The organism is Mycobacterium marinum (assembly GCF_003391395.1).
Lineage (GTDB): Bacteria > Actinomycetota > Actinomycetes > Mycobacteriales > Mycobacteriaceae > Mycobacterium > Mycobacterium marinum.
Map to the genome: position 1 here is coordinate 2,978,305 of NZ_CP024190.1, position 18,303 is coordinate 2,996,607.

At 65.6% G+C, this 18,303-nt stretch carries 10 protein-coding genes; 3 read left to right on the forward strand and 7 right to left on the reverse strand.

Features of this window, described 5'->3' with window-relative positions; all coding sequences use genetic code 11:
* Window positions 1-538 precede the first annotated feature (538 nt).
* Window positions 539-6,814, forward strand: a complete 6,276-nt coding sequence (locus tag CCUG20998_RS12490) for a PPE family protein (protein WP_050674528.1) — start codon at window positions 539-541, stop codon at window positions 6,812-6,814.
* 20 nt (window positions 6,815-6,834) lie between these two features.
* On the opposite strand, the gene CCUG20998_RS12495 is transcribed toward CCUG20998_RS12490, so the two are convergent.
* Window positions 6,835-7,671, reverse strand: a complete 837-nt coding sequence (locus CCUG20998_RS12495) for an SDR family NAD(P)-dependent oxidoreductase (RefSeq protein ID WP_038579615.1) — start codon at window positions 7,669-7,671, stop codon at window positions 6,835-6,837.
* A gap of 225 nt (window positions 7,672-7,896) precedes the next feature.
* Between CCUG20998_RS12495 and CCUG20998_RS12500 the strand changes: the two genes are divergently transcribed.
* The gene (locus tag CCUG20998_RS12500) at window positions 7,897-9,138 is read left to right on the forward strand and encodes an NRAMP family divalent metal transporter (protein WP_071498128.1); all 1,242 of its coding nucleotides are present in this window, start codon (window positions 7,897-7,899) and stop codon (window positions 9,136-9,138) included.
* Between the two features lie 15 nt (window positions 9,139-9,153).
* Here the strand turns inward: CCUG20998_RS12500 and CCUG20998_RS12505 are convergent, their stop codons facing one another.
* The gene (locus tag CCUG20998_RS12505; RefSeq protein WP_020728873.1) at window positions 9,154-9,912 is read right to left on the reverse strand and encodes a hypothetical protein; all 759 of its coding nucleotides are present in this window, start codon (window positions 9,910-9,912) and stop codon (window positions 9,154-9,156) included.
* Between the two features lie 50 nt (window positions 9,913-9,962).
* The gene (locus tag CCUG20998_RS12510; RefSeq protein WP_240642848.1) at window positions 9,963-10,949 is read right to left on the reverse strand and encodes a zinc ribbon domain-containing protein; all 987 of its coding nucleotides are present in this window, start codon (window positions 10,947-10,949) and stop codon (window positions 9,963-9,965) included.
* Window positions 10,950-11,440: 491 nt separating this feature from the next.
* Here CCUG20998_RS12510 and CCUG20998_RS12515 point away from each other — a divergent pair, with 491 nt between their 5' ends.
* Window positions 11,441-12,961, forward strand: coding sequence for a PE family protein (locus tag CCUG20998_RS12515; RefSeq protein ID WP_050674529.1), 1,521 nt, complete (start codon window positions 11,441-11,443; stop codon window positions 12,959-12,961).
* 22 nt (window positions 12,962-12,983) lie between these two features.
* Here CCUG20998_RS12515 and CCUG20998_RS12520 read toward each other — a convergent pair whose 3' ends face one another.
* From CCUG20998_RS12520 to CCUG20998_RS12535, 4 genes are read right to left on the reverse strand one after another with little or no spacing between them, the layout of a single operon-like run.
* Window positions 12,984-14,492 carry an acyl-CoA synthetase gene (locus CCUG20998_RS12520; RefSeq protein WP_020728877.1) on the reverse strand — a complete coding sequence of 503 codons (1,509 nt, stop codon included), beginning with the start codon at window positions 14,490-14,492 and terminating at the stop codon, window positions 12,984-12,986.
* 38 nt (window positions 14,493-14,530) lie between these two features.
* Complete coding sequence (locus CCUG20998_RS12525) at window positions 14,531-15,949, reverse strand: WS/DGAT/MGAT family O-acyltransferase (protein WP_020728878.1); 1,419 nt, start codon at window positions 15,947-15,949, stop codon at window positions 14,531-14,533.
* Window positions 15,946-17,385 (reverse strand): wax ester/triacylglycerol synthase family O-acyltransferase, encoded by a 1,440-nt coding sequence (locus CCUG20998_RS12530; RefSeq protein WP_020728879.1) that lies wholly within the window; start codon window positions 17,383-17,385, stop codon window positions 15,946-15,948. Before CCUG20998_RS12530 ends, CCUG20998_RS12525 begins: the two co-directional genes overlap by 4 nt.
* Window positions 17,382-18,230 (reverse strand): SDR family NAD(P)-dependent oxidoreductase, encoded by an 849-nt coding sequence (locus CCUG20998_RS12535; RefSeq protein WP_036455647.1) that lies wholly within the window; start codon window positions 18,228-18,230, stop codon window positions 17,382-17,384. The genes CCUG20998_RS12530 and CCUG20998_RS12535 overlap by 4 nt, the downstream gene beginning before the upstream one ends.
* Window positions 18,231-18,303 lie beyond the last annotated feature (73 nt).

Sequence of the window (18,303 nt, forward strand, 5' to 3'; positions counted from 1 at the left end):
CAAGCTGGCAGTCGCCGGATCGCGGTTTCGACGACCTCGACAGGGATGGTCCAGGCCGATTGAGACAAATATTGCCGGCACAAACTCTCAACAGGGCTTCGGGAGGCCTCTGACCGTATCGAAAGATGCTGAATGCGAGTTATTTTCGCGTTTCGGGGCGGCGGTGAAGTGCATTTCCCGGGCCGATGCCATCCGGACTGCGGTATGCGGAGTTCTCTCGGCATTCAGAATTCATGCGGGGATTTCTTCCAAACAGGGATATTTTTCCGCCGTTGCCAGATATGTTTTTGCTGCCAAGTTGCTTGATTCGACCGGATCAGCGGCCTGCCTGTCGCGGGCGGAGGCACGCAATGATGCGGGGTCACGCTCAGCGGCCCATCGGCGATGTGGCGCCGGTGTGGGTGAAGCCGTGAGTTGGCACGCGAGGCGGGCTCCGGCTAGGTGTGCACGGTTGGCCGGGCGGGTCAGGCGATAGCGGTCGTAGGTACGTGGTGGTGGGCGACAGCGCAGGTGCTGTGAACGGGAACGGACGGATGCAATGAATTTTTCAGTGTTGCCGCCAGAGATCAACTCACTACGACTGTTTGCCGGCGCCGGGCCCACATCGATGCTGGAGGCGGCAGCAGCGTGGGGGAGCCTGGCTGACGAGCTGCAGGTCGCGGCGTCTTCGTTCTCGTCGGTCACGGCCGGCCTGGCGAGTGGAGCATGGCAGGGGCCGGCTTCGGCAGCGATGTCAGCCGTAGCCGCACCCTATGCGAGCTGGTTGAGCGCGGCGGCGGCCCAAGCCGCGGGCACGGCGGGGCGGGCGACGGCGGCGGCGGCGGTGTTCGAGGCCGCACAGGCCGCGATCGTGCATCCAGCAATGGTGGCAGCCAACCGCAACGAGCTGGTGGCGCTGGTGATCTCCAACCTCTTCGGTCAGAACGCACCAGCGATCGCGGCGACCGAGGCCGTCTACGAACAGCTGTGGGCCCAGGATGTGGCCGTGATGGCGGGCTATCACGCAGGAGTCTCGGCGATAGCGCAGCAGTTGGCTCCGTGGCAGCAGGCGCTGGCCCTGCCCGCCGCGGATGCCGACTTCAGCCTCTCTATCTTTGGTCTGCAACTGGTGAAGACCGGTACCGCGAATGCGACCACGACGTTCGGCGGGGTGGCGATCGCCTCGGGTGCGAACAGCTCGGCCGATGCCGGCGTGGCCGATATCGCCTTCGCCTTCGGAAGCGGTAGCAGCGCCTCCGCCACCGGTGGCGTGCTCAACATTGCCGGGGTCGGCGGCGCCAATAGCTCGGCCAGCGCGACCGGCGGAATCAACATCGGCACCGGTGCGCTCGCGTTCGGCGACGGCAACACGGTCAACGCCAGCTCCATCGGCGTCGCCAATATCGGCACGGTGGCCGCGGCGTTCGGCAACAACAACTCGGTGACCGCGATCGCCAACGGGGTGGAGAACAACGCCACCGTTGCGGCCGCGTTCGGCAATAACAACACCGACGTCTCGGCGATCGTCAATGGTGTGGAAAACACCGGTGTGGTGTCGGCCGTGTTCGGCAGCGACAACTCCGGAGTTTCTGCCAACGCGTTCGGTGTGGAAAACAACGCCATAGTTGCCACCGCCGCCGGCTCTGGCAACAGCAATGTGATGGCCAACGCCGGCGGCGTGGGCGCCAATGAAATCCTGGTGGCAGCGGCACTCGGCAACAACAACTCGGCCATAGCCAACGCCACCGGCGTGGGCGGCACTCTCGGTACCGGCGCCATTTCGTTGATCGGGAACAACAACACGCTTTATGCCGACGCCACCGGCGCCGGTCACATCGGCACCGTCGCCAGCGCGTTGTTCGGCGACAACAATGGAGTCAAAGCCACTTCCTTCGGCTTGAACAACATCGCGACGGTGGCCACCGCGGGCGGCAGCGGCAACACCACGGTTGCGGCCGAAGCCAGCGGCGCCGAGAACGTCGCCGTCTTGGCCACCGCGTTCGGCAACAACAACCCCACGGTCACGGCGAACGTCTTGGGTGCGGGCAACCTCGCGACTGCGGCCACCGCGTTGGGCAACAACAACACCATCAATGCCAACGTAGTCGGCTTGGAAAACATCGCCACCGTGGCGACCGCGGGTGGCAACGACAATGGAGTCGGTGCCAGCGGTGTTGGCGTGGGCGGCAATATCGGCAACATCGCGACGGCCTTCGGCAACAGCAACAGCCAGGTCAGCGCCGACGCCAGCGGCGCGGGCGGCAACCTCGGCACCGTCGCCACCGCGTTCGGCAACGAAAACAACGTCACGGCGAGCGCCTTCGGTGCGGGCAATATCGGCAACGTTTCCAGCGCGTTGTTCAGCAACAACAACACGATCTCCGCCAGCTCGATCGGCGTGGAAAACATTGGCACCGTGGCCACCTCGATCGGTGACAACAACACGGTCTCGGCCACCAACGGGTTGGGTCTGGGCGGCAACATCGCCACCGTCGCCACCGCCTTGGGCGGCCAGAACAATACCGTCAGCGCCGAAACCGGCACCGGAGGCGGCAATATCGCGTCGGTGTCGACGGTGTTGTTTGGTGAGAACAACACGGCTTCGGCCAGTGCGATTGGTGCGGGCAATATCGCCAACGTGGCCACGGTGTTGTTCAGCGATAACAACACGTCTAATGCCAGTTCGTTTGGGGTGGAGAACATCGCCGCTGTGGCGACCTCCTACGGTGATGGCAACAATGTGACGGCGACCAACTCGTTGGGGCTGGGTGGCAATATCGCCACGGTGGCCACGGCGTTGGGTGGTCAGGACAACACGGTGAGCGCTCAGGCCGGTGCTGGTGGGGCGAATATCGCTCAGGTGGCCACGGTGTTGTTCGGTGACAACAACACGGCTTCGGCCAGTGGGCTGGGTGCGGGCAACATCGCGGACGTGGCGACGGTGTTGTTCAGCAATAACAACACGTCCAATGCCAGTGCGTTGGGTGTGGAGAACATCGCGACGATCGCTACGTCCTACGGGGACAACAACAATGTCTCTGCTACCGCGCCGGGCATTGGTGCCAACATCGCCACGGTGGCCACTGCGCTTGGGGGGCAAGGCAATACCGTCAGTGCGGAGTCCGGTGGTGCGGGCGCCAATATCGCGTCGGTGTCGACGGTGTTGTTTGGTGAGAACAACACGGCTTCGGCCAGTGCGATTGGTGCGGGCAATATCGCCAACGTGGCCACGGTGTTGTTCAGCGATAACAACACGTCGAATGCCAGTTCGTTTGGGGTGGAGAACATCGCCGCTGTGGCGACCTCCTACGGTGATGGCAACAATGTGACGGCGACCAACTCGTTGGGGCTGGGTGGCAATATCGCCACGGTGGCCACGGCGTTGGGTGGTCAGGACAACACGGTGAGCGCTCAGGCCGGTGCTGGTGGGGCGAATATCGCTCAGGTGGCCACGGTGTTGTTCGGTGACAACAACACGGCTTCGGCCAGTGGGCTGGGTGCGGGCAACATCGCGGACGTGGCGACGGTGTTGTTCAGCAATAACAACACGTCCAATGCCAGTGCGTTGGGTGTGGAGAACATCGCGACGATCGCTACGTCCTACGGGGACAACAACAATGTCTCTGCTACCGCGCCGGGCATTGGTGCCAACATCGCCACGGTGGCCACTGCGCTTGGGGGGCAAGGCAATACCGTCAGTGCGGAGTCCGGTGGTGCGGGCGCCAATATCGCGTCGGTGTCGACGGTGTTGTTTGGTGAGAACAACACGGCTTCGGCCAGTGCGATTGGTGCGGGCAATATCGCCAACGTGGCCACGGTGTTGTTCAGCGATAACAACACGTCGAATGCCAGTTCGTTTGGGGTGGAGAACATCGCCGCTGTGGCGACCTCCTACGGTGATGGCAACAATGTGACGGCGACCAACTCGTTGGGGCTGGGTGGCAATATCGCCACGGTGGCCACGGCGTTGGGTGGTCAGGACAACACGGTGAGCGCTCAGGCCGGTGCTGGTGGGGCGAATATCGCTCAGGTGGCCACGGTGTTGTTCGGTGACAACAACACGGCTTCGGCCAGTGGGCTGGGTGCGGGCAACATCGCGGACGTGGCGACGGTGTTGTTCAGCAATAACAACACGTCCAATGCCAGTGCGTTGGGTGTGGAGAACATCGCGACGATCGCTACGTCCTACGGGGACAACAACAATGTCTCTGCTACCGCGCCGGGCATTGGTGCCAACATCGCCACGGTGGCCACTGCGCTTGGGGGGCAAGGCAATACCGTCAGTGCGGAGTCCGGTGGTGCGGGCGCCAATATCGCGTCGGTGTCGACGGTGTTGTTTGGTGAGAACAACACGGCTTCGGCCAGTGCGATTGGTGCGGGCAATATCGCCAACGTGGCCACGGTGTTGTTCAGCGACAGCAACACGTCCACCGTCAGCTCGTTTGGGGTGGAGAACATTGCCACCGTGGCGACCTCCTACGGAGACTTCAACAACGTCTCAGCCAGCACGCCGGGCATCGGTGGCAATATCGCCACCTTCGCCACCGCTTTCGGCGAGGGCAACACCAATGTCCATGCCGAGGCCGGCCCCGGCGGTGCCAACATCGCGACCCTGGCCACTGTCTTCGGCGACGGCAACGCTGTCTCAGTCAAATCGATTGGCGCGGGCAATACCGCCAGCATCGCCACCATGATCGGCAACAACAACACGGCTGACATCAACGTATTCGGTCTGGAGAATGTCGCCACGGTGGCGACCGCAATCGGTGACAACAACGGTCTGACCGCCAACGCCCCGGGGCTTGGCGCCAACATCGCCACCGTCGCCACCGCGATCGGCAGCGGCAACTCCCAGGTCAGTGCCGAGGCCGGCGGCGCCGGGGGCAATATCGCCACCCTGTCCAGCGTGTTCGGCGACAGCAACACGGCCGTCGTCACCGCGTTTGGTGCGGGCAATGTGCCCACCGCCGCCACCGTGTTCGGTAGCGGCAACGGCGTCAAGGTCAACTCGTTCGGGCTGGAAAACATCGCCACGTTGGGCACCGTCTTCGGTGACAACAACACCGGCGTTGTGGCCGACGCCGGCGGGGTCGGCGGCAACATCGCCACCTTGGCCAACGTGATCGGCGACGGCAACACCGCGGCCGCGGCCAGCGCGGTGGGTACCGGCAACATCGCCACCTTGGCCAACGTGTTCGGCGATGCGAATGCGGCCACGGCCGGTTCCATCGGGGTCGGCAATGTGCCCACCGCCGCCACCGTGTTCGGTAGCGGCAACGGCGTGACAGTCAGCACGTTCGGGCTGGAAAACATCGCCACGTTGGGCACCGTGATCGGTGACAACAACACCGGAGTCGTGGCCGACGCCGGCGGGGTCGGCGGCAACATCGCCACCTTGGCCAACGTGATCGGCAATAACAACACCGCCGCCGGGGCCAGCGCGGTGGGTACCGGCAACATCGCCACCTTGGCCAACGTGTTCGGCGATGCGAATGCGGCCACGGCCGGTTCCATCGGGGTCGGCAATGTGCCCACCGCCGCCACCGTGTTCGGTAGCGGCAACGGCGTCAAGGTCAGCACGTTCGGGCTGGAAAACATCGCCACGTTGGGCACCGTGATCGGTGACAACAACACCGGAGTCGTGGCCGACGCCGGCGGGGTCGGCGGCAACATCGCCACCTTGGCCAACGTGTTCGGCAATGACAACACCGCCGCGGAAGCCACGGCGAGCGGTGTGGGTGGCAACATCGCGACCCTGGCCAACGTGTTCGGTGATGGCAACGCAGTGAAGGCAAATGTGGTGGGCTTCGGCAACGTCCCCAGCGCTGCCACCGTGATCGGCAGCAACAACACGGTTACCACCGACGTCTTCGGCGTGGAGAACATCGCCACCTTGGCCAGCGTGTACGGCGACGGCAACAGTGGCGTGTTGGCTCAGTCTGGTGGTGTCGGCGGCAACATCGCGACCCTGGCCACCGTGATCGGCAGCAATAACACGGCGACCGAGGCCAGCGCGGTGGGCATCGGGGGCAACATCGCCACCTTGGGCACCGCGCTCTCCGACGGCAACGCGGTCTCGGCCACAGCGAACGGCTTCGGCAACACCGCCACCGTGGCCACCGCCTTCATCGGTGGCGGCAATACGGCCACCGCGTCGGCGTCCGGTGTGGGCAACATCGCCAGCCTGGCCACCGCCGTCGGCGCCGATAACGCGGTCTCGGCCACCGCTTCGGGCGCGGGCGGCAACATCGCTATCGCCGCCACGGCCATCGGCGACGGCAACACCGAAGTCACCGCGGATGCCGGCGGCCTGGGCGGCAACATCGGCGTCGCAGCGACTGCCATCGGTGGCGGCAATACGGTCGCGGCCAGCAGCACCGGACTCACCATCGGCAGTGTCGCCACGGCCGTCGGGGATGGCAACACCGGGATCGCGGCGCGCGGACACCAGGCCGGCAATCTGGGCATCGTCTCCACGGCCATCGGTTTCGGTAACACCGATGTCGCCGCCGCCGGCTTTGGTGTGGCCAATATCGGCAACGTGGCCACGGTCATCGGGAGCAATAACCAGAACGTCTTCGCAGGCGGGACCGGGCTCTCCAATATCGCGACCGTCGGCGGGGACAACAACACGGCCCTGGCCGGAGACCAGTCGGGCGGCCTGGCCAGCGTCAATGTCGCAACCGTGTTCGGTAGTGGGTCGGGGGCCAGTGCCTTCAACGGCTTCCTCAACCTCGCCATTGGTCTGACCGACGGTGTCATGGCTTCAGCGGGTCCCGGCAACTTCAACGTGAGTATCCAGCCGTTCTTCGATGTCCAGCCGCTCTTCGGGTGATCGGTGCACCCGAGGCGGCGTCAGGGCGCGATGGGACGGTTCGTCCATTCCCGGTCGGGGCGGCGCGACGAGCGGAACCATCCGCCGGCCGCGGCGGTGCCACCATCTGTCGGGATAGTGTGGCCGGTGACGAACGCCGAGAGTTCGCAGGCCAAGAACAGGATCACCCGGGCTTGATCTTCTGGGACACCCATCCGCCCAACGGGAACCCAACCAGGCCACTGCGTCTGTTCGGCATCGGATAGCCACTGCGAGTAGGGCACCTGTAGCGATTCGGTGACGTCCGGGGCGATCGCATTGATCCGCACCCCGTGGTTGCCTACCTGGACGGCAAGGCTGCGGGTGAAATGGATGACGGCGGCCTTGAAGGCTGCATAGACCGGGTCCTCCGGGTAGCCGCGCAGTCCTTCGACCGACGAGACGTTCACAATCGCGCCGCCGTGTTGCTCGATCATCGCCGGCAGAAAGGCGTGAGTCGCCAGCAAGACGTGATGAAGGTTCACTCGATACAGCTCATCCCACAGTTGCGGGTCGGTGTCGACGAAGTTGCCGGGGTGGCGCAACCAGTGGCCGACGTTGTTCACCAGGATGTCGACGCGGCCGTAGCGATCGAGCACGCGCTGAGCCAGCGTGCTGACCTGATCGGCATCGCGGACGTCGGTGCCGACTGCCCAAGCCGCACCGCCGATTTCGTCGACGGTGCGGTGGGCAAGCTCCGCATCGATATCAGCGATGACGACCTGGGCGCCGTGTTGGGCGAATAGCCGCGAGGTCGCCGCGCCGATACCGCTGCCGCCGCCCGTCACCACGGCCACCCGGTCGGTCAGCAGTTGCCGGGCCGGCGTCGCTTCTTCCACATGTCACATACTGGGTCACGGCGCGGTCCGGATCCCAGGGCGGGTCATCCTCCGGGACCAAGTGCCGCACGGGCCGGAGGGTTTCGGGTTGTCCTCGGGGCACACTGGCTGGCAGTGTTTCGAAGGCATGGCGCTGTTTGGCTGCTATTGCGACTGAGGGGCTTTCGAGACGTGACCGATAGATCCGACGAGCAGGTCCGGGATACGACCGGGCCTGAGGCATCGATGCGGGTCCATCGCGGCGGATGGCTGCGCTGGGGTCTGCTGGCGGTCTGGGGTCCGGGCCTGGTGGTGATGTTGGCCGACACCGATGCGGGCTCGCTGATCACCGCTGCCGAGTCCGGGGCGCAATGGGGCTATCGGATGGTGCTGCCGCAATTGATCTTGATGCCGATCCTCTATGTCGTCCAAGAGATGACCGTGCGGCTGGGGATCGTCACGGGCAAGGGGCACGGTGCGCTGATCCGGGAGCGATTCGGCCGCGGTTGGGCGTGGCTTTCGGCATTCACCCTGTTCGCATCGGCCATCGGCGCGCTGCTGACCGAGTTTGTCGGGGTTGCCGGGGTCGGGGAGCTATTCGGGATCTCGCGCTGGGTCAGCATCCCGATTGCCACAGTGATGTTGCTGGCCTTGGCGTTGACCGGCAGCTACCGGCGCGTCGAACGCATCGGCCTGGCCGTCGGCGCAGCGGAAGTGGCGTTCCTGGTGGCCATGGTCATGGCTCGCCCGCAACTGGACCAGCTGCTGGCGGGCTTGCGGTCGATGCCGCTGGGCAACTCGTCCTACCTGTTGCTGGTCGCGGCGAACGTGGGCGCGGTCATCATGCCGTGGATGATTTTCTACCAGCAAGGAGCCGTGGTCGATAAGCACCTGTCGGTGGCCACGATCCGCCAGGCCCGCCTGGACACCGCCGTCGGTGCGGTGCTGACTCAATTAATCATGATCGCGGTGGTGGTGACCGTTGCGGCGACGATCGGAACCCACCACGGTGCGGCGTCGCTGCAAACCGTCGGGCAGATCGCCGATGCCCTGACCCCATACCTGGGCCGACTCGGTGGAACCGTGCTGTTCGGACTGGGAATGTTGGGTGCCGCCCTGGTCGCCGCCATTGTCGCGTCGCTGGCTGGCGCGTGGGGACTATCGGAGGTCTTCGGCTGGCGACACACTCTCAACCAGCGGCCCAACCGGGCCACCGCCAAGTTCTACACCACTTATGCGCTTGCCCACATCATCGGCGCCGTCCTCGTCCTGGGCAGCGTCGACCTGGTCAATCTGGCCGTCGATGTCGAAGTGATGAACGCACTCTTGCTGCCGATCGTGCTGGGGCTGCTGCTGGTGCTGGAAGCCCACACGCTGCCCGAAGAATGGCGCATGCGCGGAGTGCGCAAGTACATCACTCGGACCCTGTGCCTATTTGTCATCGCTTTCGGGCTCTACATGGTTCCCCAAGCCCTCGGCTGGCTTTGACCAGCTGGCCGAACGCTAGAGCATGGAGTCGATCATGGCTCGGGCGTCATCGGGAGCCTGGCTAGGTGCATCGGCGGTGCGCCTGAAGTCGATGAAGGCCGACTGGTGGGTGGAGGTGTTCAGCAATTCGGCGAAGGCGCCGCTGACCGAAAGCTCGCCTTGTTCGGTGAACACGTCGGCGAAGTAGTCCATCAGCGCGGCCTGCTGGAACTTGGCGCTTTCCAGGGTCTTGGTAGTGGCCTTGAACAACACCGGGTTGGCTAGATCTCCAGACGAAGGATCGGTCAACCTGGCGATGTCGGTCCGCAGCGCGGCGACGACATCTGTCTCATCAGTGGTCTTGACGGCGACGTACATCTGGGCGCTGGTGTCGCCGTTTTGCAGCGTCACCCAGTTCGGCCCCCGGTTCACCAGGGTCCAGCCCGGCGCGGCCGTGACCGATATGCCTTCGGCGATGTCGATTGACTCGGCCGAGGCCAGCCTCAACCGCATCGTCACGGGGGTGCGTACCGGCGCTTCCGGGTCAGGCAATCGGGCAGTGCCGGGCCTAGCGGCTGCGGCCATGGCAGCATGGCCACCGGGCAGAATCGACGGCGGTTTGGATCGCTCGGTCTTGCCGCTCAGCACGATTGCCGCGGTCACGGCTGCGGCGATCAGGATGACTACGCCGATGATGGCGATGATGACGGCCGAGTGTAATCGGTGTCCGACCCGGCCGCCGCCGTGCGGGTAGTGCGGTGGCGGGGGAGTATCCGGTGGCGGTGCTGCTGACATCGTGGCTCCTTGTTCTGCCGTGGTTTCAGGCCGGCGGTACCGCGGTTCGGCTATCCGTTGGTGGGGCGGTTCGGGGCAGGATGGCTGGCTAGTGCGGCCGTGGCTGTTCCGCAGACTTGGCAGAACGCGCTCCCGCTGCCGATTGCCGCGCTGCAGTGGGCGCAGACTTGGTGGGTATCGGGGGCGCGGGTCAAGGTGGCGTCCCCGGTGAGGGCGGCCTGGGCTTCGGCGAGCAGCGCGGTATGCAAACTGGCGCGGGTTGCGACCAGCCCGGCTGCGGCCAGAACCAATGCGGCCAACGCGGTCAGCACAATGCCGCGAGTCCCGTAGGGGGTGAGCATGGTGGTCGCCAGTTCGTACAGCAGTACCAACGCCACGCCCTCCAGCAGCCCCAGGGCCGTGTTGCCGCCGGTGCCGCGTAACGGCACCACGACCAGGGCGGCAGCGCAGGCCAAGATGATCGGCTGCAAAAACCCGAGTGTCAGCGCGATGAAAGCGACGTGTGCCGGGTCGATATGGGTCGTCGGGAGATGGGTGAACGCGCCACGCTCCACCACCACGCTCAGCCCCAAAGACAGCGCCGAACCGCTCAGCGAGCAGGCGACGGTGGCATCGACCGGGTGCCGAAACGCGCTGCGCGCCGTCACCAGCAGCGGCGCAATCAATGCCGCGGCGAAAGCCACAACCGGGATGAGCACGCCCAATTCGAAGATCTGGGACAGCGGTGGTAACTGGCGATCCGGTGCGGCCAATAGCACCGGCTTGGTGAAGTGCTGTTCGACCATCCCCACGCCGACACCGAGCAGCAGGGAAAGCACAAACGCCACCCCGATGACGGTGAACGGTTCCTGTCGCCACACATCGTGGTCGTGGACATAGGTCAGGACGGCCGCAGGCAGCGCAATTGCCGCCAATACCAATGCGATAGAAAGCATCCCGAACGCCGCGGCGATCAGCGACGCCAATAGCGCCAACGCGACCATCGCTCGGTAGATGTGGTGGCGCCCGCCCGCCAGGTGTGGCATCAGCGTGCTCATCACCGCGAGCGCCCGCACCGGCTCTTCGGGATGTGCGGCGAAATGTCGGGACCGATCGATGGCCGGATTCAGTGGACTACCGCACCGGGAGCAGAAGCGGGCGGCATCCGCGTGTGGGGTCGAACAATTCGCGCAGTCCATAATTGCCCAAGGATAGCGACAGATCTCATATCTAATACAGATCTTTTCCAAACCGCTTACAAGGCGTGTTCAGATTATTTTGGTTGTGAGCGTGCCTGCTGTCGCTGCGGCAAGACGGTGCGTGCCGACCGCATGGTCGGGAGGGGGGCTGGCGCGTTGGGAGTCGCGGGGACGGCGGGCTGGCTCAGGTTGCCCATTGCCCCCACCCGATCGGTGAAACTACCAGGTCAGCGCCGCCCATCGCGCTACAGTTGGGCACCGATGCGCCCGCATTGGCTGGGTTCGATTACCCCGCCCTGACTCGCGCCACGATCCGCGGCGCTCGTCCGGGTCACGTTGGGAGTGTGGCCATGTCATACCTGACGGTTGCGCCAGAGGCGCTGTCGGCGGCGACCAGCGATGCGGCCGAGATCGGGTCGGCGCTGGCCGCGGCCAACGCGGCAGCGGCAGCGCGTACGGCGGGGCTGCTGTCCGCCGGTGGCGACGAGGTGTCGGCGGCCATCGCGGCGGTGTTCTCCGCGCACGGGGTCCAATATCAGGCGATCAGCGCTCAAATGGCGCAATTTCACCGGCAATTCGCCCAAGCACTGAGCGCCGCAAACCGTTCGTATGCACTCGCCGAGGCGGCCAATGCATCCCCGCTTCAGGCCATCGAGCAACAGCTGCTCGCGGCCATCAACGCGCCCACCCAGACACTGTTGGGTCGACCTCTCATCGGCAATGGTGTCGATGGGGCGCCCGGACAAAGCGGTGCGGCCGGTGGGCTGTTGTGGGGTAACGGCGGAGCCGGCGGGGCGGGCACCGCGACACACACCGCGGGTGGCAACGGCGGGGACGCCGGCCTGATCGGCAACGGCGGGGCCGGTGGAGCCGGCTTTAATGCCGGCAACGGCGCTGCGGGTGGGGCCGGTGGCGCCGGCGGGCATGGCGGCTGGCTGTACGGCAACGGGGGCGTTGGTGGCGTAGGCGGCACGGGAGGGGCAGGGGTGCCCGCCGTGCCGACTGGTGGTCACGGCGGCGCCGGTGGCGTGGGCGGGGCTGCCGGGCTGTGGGGCGACGGCGGTGCCGGTGGGGCCGGGGGGCAAGGCGGTGCGGGTCGGGTAGGCGCGGCCGGCGGAGCCTCTCCGGGCGGTACCGGCGGGCATGGCGGGGTTGGCGGGATAGGCGGTTCCGGCGGGGCGGGTGGCTGGCTTGCCGGCAACGGAGGTTCGGGCGGGGCCGGCGGTGCCGGGGGGATGGGCGGCATGGGCGGCACCGGTGCTTCCATCGGCGGCGGCGGTGGCACTGGCGGTGCCGGCGGGTCCGGTGCCGCCGGGGGCGATGGTGGTTGGTTGTTCGGTGACGGCGGGTCCGGTGGCGCCGGCGGAGTGGGCGGGCAAGGTGGCGCCGGCCGAGGTAGCGAGATCGGGGGTGGCACCGGCGGCGCCGGCAGCGCCGGTGGTGCCGGTGGCGCCGGCGGCGCGGGTGCCTGGCTATTCGGCAACGGAGGTTCGGGTGGCGCCGGCGGTGCCGGGGGTATGGGCGGCAACGGCGGTAATGGCGTCGGCAACCCGGGGGATGGCGGCGACGGCGGCGGTGGCGGTGCCGGGGCCGGCGGTGGGGACGGTGGCTGGCTGTGGGGCAGCGGTGGCAACGGCGGCAGCGGTGGGGCGGGTCGTGACGGCGGAGACGGTGGCGTCAACCCGAAGAGCGGCGGCACCGGTGTCGCCGGTGCCGGTGGCGATGGCGGCGATGGCGGCGACGGCGGCGACGCCGCACTCGTCGGCAACGGTGGCAATGGCGGGGCCGGCGGCAGCGGCGTCACCGACGGAGCCGGCGGCAGCGGCGGTGCAGGTGGTGGGCTGTATGGAACGCCCGGCATGTCGGGTTAGCCGCGACACCGCGCCGGGGCTCTCACCGATACAGTTCGCGCAGCTCCCGCTTGAGCACCTTGCCCGCCGGATTGCGGGGCAGGGCCGCGGTGAAGATCAATCTTTTCGGCAACTTGTAGCGCGCCAGCCGGGCAGCGCAAAACTCCACGATGCCCGCTTCGCTCACCGCACCCTGGTCGGACACCACGATGGCGCAGGCGATCTCGCCCCATTTCTGGTCGGGTAACCCGATGACGGCCACTTCGGTGACGCCGGGGATTCCGGTGATGACGTTCTCGATCTCGGCCGGGTAGATGTTCTCACCACCGGAGATGATCATGTCTTTGATCCGGTCTTTGATGTAGAGATAGCCGTCACTGTCGATCTCGCCGACATCGCCGGTACGGAACCAGTCGCCGTGGAAAGCGTCGCGGGTGGCGTCCGGGCGGTTCCAGTATTCCTTGAGCAGGAAGTCGGACTTGATCACCACCTCGCCCTGTCCGCGTTCGGCGATCATGCCGTCGTCGGTGCGTACGCGAACGTCGGCGAACATGGTGGCGCGTCCGGCCGAGCCGACCTTGGCCAGGGCGTCTTCCCCGAGCAGCAGGGTGCCGCCGCCGCATGATTCGGTGAGTGCGTAGCCCTGAACGACCTGCATGTTCTTGGCGGCATACATCCTGATCAGCGCCTCGGGCATGGGCGCACCGCCGGTGATGAAGCAACGGAACTCGGGTGCATCGAGCTCGGTGAATTCGGGTACCAAACGCATGAAGTTCAAAATCGCCGGTACGGCGCCGGCCAGCGAAACCCGCTCGTCGACGATCAGCGACCAGGCCTTGGCCGGGTCGAACTGTGGCATCGAGACAAGGGCGACGCCGCGCATGGCGCACATGATGACCGTGGTCAGCGCCGCGACGTGGAACATCGGCAACGGCAGCAATAGGCGGTCCTGGTAGCGCACGTCTACGGTCAGTGACCATGAGCTGGCCGCCGTGTGCACCGAGTCATGAGTATGCACAACCCCTTTGGGGTTTCCGGTGGTGCCTGAGGTGTACATGATGAACAGGTTGTCCGACCCGCCGCTATCGCAGACAGGCTCGCCGGCATCGGCGGTTTCGAGGCGTTGCGCCAGGCAGCCTTCGCCGTCCGACAACGGCACCCAGCTGAGGACGTTGTGGGACCGCTCGGTTGCGGCTTTGATCGCGGTGACCACCGGTTGCAACGACTGGTCGTAGATCAGGACGGTGCTGCCGCTGTCGGCAAGGATGAATCCCAGTTCGGGTGCCGCAAGGCGGGTGTTGAGCGGCACGGCCACCGCCCCGAGCTTGGCTGCGCCGTAGAACAGGCAGCAGAACGCGACACTGTTGGGCATCAACAGCGCGACGCGATCGCCCTTGCCGACCCCGAGCGCCCTCAGCACGCTGGCGCATCGGTTGGTCAGTATGTTCAGCTCGGTGTAGTCCATCCGCACGTTGGTCGAGGGCTCTACGTAGGCCTGCAGCCGAGGAGATATATGCGCGCGTTGTTTGAGCATGGCGCCGATGTTCTTCATGGTGGTTCCTGTCCGGTCCAGCGGGTTGACGATGTGACTTATGCGGAATCGGCCTGGTGACCAGCGATTGCCGGTGCTGACCTGCCGATGTCGGTTTGTAGTTGGCCGAAGGCCTGCTCAATCAGTTGGGCAAGCCGGACGGGCTCGCGTACGGCCTCGGGCGCAGCGCCGATGCCCAGGCACAGTTGCTCGTTCACGCTTGCGACGGTGACGTTCAGCCCGGCTCCCGGCGGCAAGATGGGCAAACCACCGAATGAGACCATCGGTGCACCGGCCAAATACAGTTGTTCGGCAGGGCCTTTCATGTTCGATATCACCAGGTTGGCGCTGGGCGCCTTGCCGAACCCGGGCAGCACATCCGACATGGCCAGACTGGCAAACAGCGAGAGCGTATATGCCTGACGTGAGGGCGATTTCATGCCGTTCCCTTTGTCCTTGGCAGCTGTTGTGGCCTGGCTGACCTGCTTCAGGCGCTGCCTGAGGTTTGCCTTGGGCGCACCCATCGCGATGAGTTCGGCGCTCACCTGGTTGCCCGCCCCGGCTTGGGACCGCATCGACATCGGCATCAAGGCCACCAGCGGCCGGTCGGCCGGCGCCCGGTGTTCGTCGAGGTAGTGATGCAAAGCGTCGTCGACGATCGTCATGACGACATCGTTGATGGAGGTATCGGTGGCCTTGGCGACGGCCTTTAACTCGGCGAGCGGCAACTCCATATTCGCGTAGGCGCGTGCCGCCGATTTCGCGGTGTGGTTCAACAGGGTAGGGCTTGCGGCGAAGGGCAGGGCCCCCCGCTGCGGCTTGAGCTGCAGTGCTTGCGCGCCGAGGTCTACCGCGTCACCGACCATGCCGGCCAGATCCGACGGCAGCTTGGCGATGCCGGTGAGGCCGCGTTGCAGCCACTGCCGGCGCGAAACGCGCGGCTGCGGCCGGCGCGGCGCACGGGAGCTCGGTGCCGGCATCCATGGAGCGGCCAGCGTCTTGTCGTGCGGGGAGGTGCTCAGGAAACCGCGCATTGCACGCAGCCCGCCCTCACCGTCGATGAGCGCGTGGTGCACCTTGAGCATGATGGCGATGCGACCGCCCTCAATCCCATCGATGATGTAGCACTCCCACAGCGGGTGCCCCCGGTCGAGCAGCCCGGTGTTCAGGAATGACACCGTCTCGTAGAACTGGGCCATCGAACCGGGTCCCGGTAACACGATGTGCTGGACATGGTTTCGCATGTCCGGCTCGACGATTTCCCACCGCGCGAGATTCCTGCCCGGCCAGCTGAGCCTGTAGTTGAAGGGTTCGATCGCCCTACTGTGCCGATACGCGTCGAACAGGCGTGAGCCGAACGACGAATGCTGTCCTTTTGGTTTCTGGAAGATCGTGAAGGCCGTCATGTGAAACGGCCGGTTGGGCCGCTCGAGCAACAAGAAGGACAGATCGATCGGACTGATTCGGTTGGTGTTCATGCGGCTTCCTTTGTGCTCGCCACTGCGGTAAGGGAATTGAGTTCATCGACGAGGTAGTCGAACATTCGCCAGCCGTCGTCGAGCACCGCGCGGTCGGCCAGAATGCAGATGTTGGCCTGTCCGCAGTAGCTCCACATGGTGATGTTGAGCGCCGTGCCGTCAGCGATCTGACCGGTGGAGAACCAGTTCGATACCTTCCAATGATCTAGGTAGAGAGCTTCTTTGGGGCCGGGGACATTCGATAACACCACGTTGCCGAAGAATCCGAAGCGTCCTCGGCTGCGGTGTATCGCCTTGCGGATGATCTTGATGCCCCACGGTGGCAGCACCTGCATCACGGAGTTGAAATCGGCACCGGCCTCCTTGACCGCCTTGATGTGCCCTTTCATCTGCGTGTTCGCCTCGCGGCTGGCTTGCAGCCGTGCGCTCGGATCGGCGATGTCGCTGCGCAGCCAGCAGTAGTCCACGGTTGCGTAGTTACCCAAACCCTGCATACCCAAGGGCCGTTCGCCCGCGAACGGGGTAGCGCCGATCAGCGGGTGGGTGTCCGGGTCGTAGTCCAGGTCGACAAGCAGACGTCGTAGGGCACCGGCCGCGCAGCTGCTGAAGACGTCGTTGATGGTGACGCCGAGTGCCTTGGCCACGGCCGAGAAGTGCTGCAGCGGGACGCTGTCACAGACAAATGTGCGCCCGGCGCTCAGGTTGACGTTGATCGGTGTTCGTTGCATCTGCCGGGCCGACGGGTGCGCCGGCAAGCCGACCGACTTGCGCTTGCGGTCAAACAGGAATTTCCGCCATAGTCCGGTGGCCACCTTCGGCAGGTTGCCGATCACGGTCTCCGGCCAGTCCCGCACGGCCCAGCCCAGCCGGGTCGGCCAGGAGGGGAGTGGGGCGGGGCGATAGTCCGGAGCCTCGGCGGCTCCGACACCACGATGGGGCTGGTAGAACTGCTGCATCAGCCACGCGGCGCCGACGCCGTCGACATAGGCATGATGGACCAACATGACCAGCGCTACTTTGCCCTCGGCGAGTCCCTCGACCACCCACATCAGCCACAATGGGCGATCGCGCTCGAGTTGTGCCGAATAGATCGTTGTCATCACCGCACAGAGGCTTTTGTGGTCGCCCGGCGCCGGGCACGCGACGCGGCGAATGTGGTTGCGCAGCTCGAAGTCCGGATCTTCCACCCAATAGGGGTGATTCAGGCCTAGTGGCGACTCGACGCACTTCCACCGCAACATCGGCAGTAGATGAATCCGCCGCGCCGCCTCGGCGTAGAACCTGTCGAATGACCAGCCCTGCGCATCGGTGGACGGATCGATGATCGCCACCTTGAACGTGTGCATGTAGGCGCGCGGAGTCTCCATCCCGAGCATGAACGCGTCCGCGCCGCTGAGCCGTTGGGGTCGCGTGACACCTTTGATCGGCGCGGTCATTTCGCGGCCTTCGCCATCTGTGCGGACACCCAGCGGGCCAGCGGTGGCACGATGCGTGACAACGCGTACATGACGTGCGCCTCGGCGGCGACCGGCGCGACCGCCTTGTTGCGCTCGACCGCTCGCAAGATGTTGCGGGCCGCACGCGCGGGCGTGTATCCGCGCCTCTGATACGTCACGGTCAGGCGCTGCCGGCGCCCCTCGGTGTCGCCGGCGCCGCGGATCGGGCTGGCCTTGGTGATTGCGGTGTTGATGACGCCGGGGCAGATCGCGGTGACGCCGATGCGGTGGGGCTCGAGCTCGATACGCAACGCCTCCGATAGCCCCAACACGGCGAACTTCGTTGCGCTGTACGCCGAGAGTGCGGGATTGGCAAGCAGACCCGCGGCCGAGGAAAGGTTGACGACGTGTCCGCCCCGACCGGACTCGATCATGGCCGGGAGAAAGGCCTCACAGCCATGGACGACACCCATCACGTTGATCGATACCAGCCAGTCCCAGTCTTTACGGCTGGTGTCCAGGAACCCCCCGATGAGGCCAACTCCGGCATTGTTGACCAGGAGGTCCACCCCGCCGAAGTGGCCGAGGGTGGCGTCGGCGAAGGCGGTCATCTGCTCGGGATCGGACACGTCCACCCGGCGGGTGATGACGTCATGTCCGAACCCGCGGGCGGTTTGTGCGGTATCGGCCACCGCGGTGTCGTTGATGTCGCAGAGCGCGAGATCGGCTCCGCGTTGCGCGCACAGCAGGGCCAGTTCGCGGCCGATGCCGCTGCCGGCACCGGTTATCGCCACCACTCGGCCAGCGAGATCTGAGGTGTTGGTTCCTGAGTTGAGTTTGAACATGGTGAGCAAAGTACGGTCGCCCCGATGCGGCCGTCTCGTACGCAAATGCCAACGTTGGCCGGGGTGATTGTGA

Coding starts and splice junctions, on each gene's coding strand:
- CCUG20998_RS12520 (WP_020728877.1), bottom strand. CDS start 14,492: ATGAAGAACATCGGCGCCATGCTCAAACAACGCGCGCATATATCTCCT.
- CCUG20998_RS12535 (WP_036455647.1), bottom strand. CDS start 18,230: ATGTTCAAACTCAACTCAGGAACCAACACCTCAGATCTCGCTGGCCGA.
- CCUG20998_RS12500 (WP_071498128.1), top strand. CDS start 7,897: ATGCGGGTCCATCGCGGCGGATGGCTGCGCTGGGGTCTGCTGGCGGTC.
- CCUG20998_RS12515 (WP_050674529.1), top strand. CDS start 11,441: ATGTCATACCTGACGGTTGCGCCAGAGGCGCTGTCGGCGGCGACCAGC.
- CCUG20998_RS12530 (WP_020728879.1), bottom strand. CDS start 17,385: ATGACCGCGCCGATCAAAGGTGTCACGCGACCCCAACGGCTCAGCGGC.
- CCUG20998_RS12510 (WP_240642848.1), bottom strand. CDS start 10,949: ATGAGCACGCTGATGCCACACCTGGCGGGCGGGCGCCACCACATCTAC.
- CCUG20998_RS12490 (WP_050674528.1), top strand. CDS start 539: ATGAATTTTTCAGTGTTGCCGCCAGAGATCAACTCACTACGACTGTTT.
- CCUG20998_RS12525 (WP_020728878.1), bottom strand. CDS start 15,949: ATGAACACCAACCGAATCAGTCCGATCGATCTGTCCTTCTTGTTGCTC.
- CCUG20998_RS12505 (WP_020728873.1), bottom strand. CDS start 9,912: ATGTCAGCAGCACCGCCACCGGATACTCCCCCGCCACCGCACTACCCG.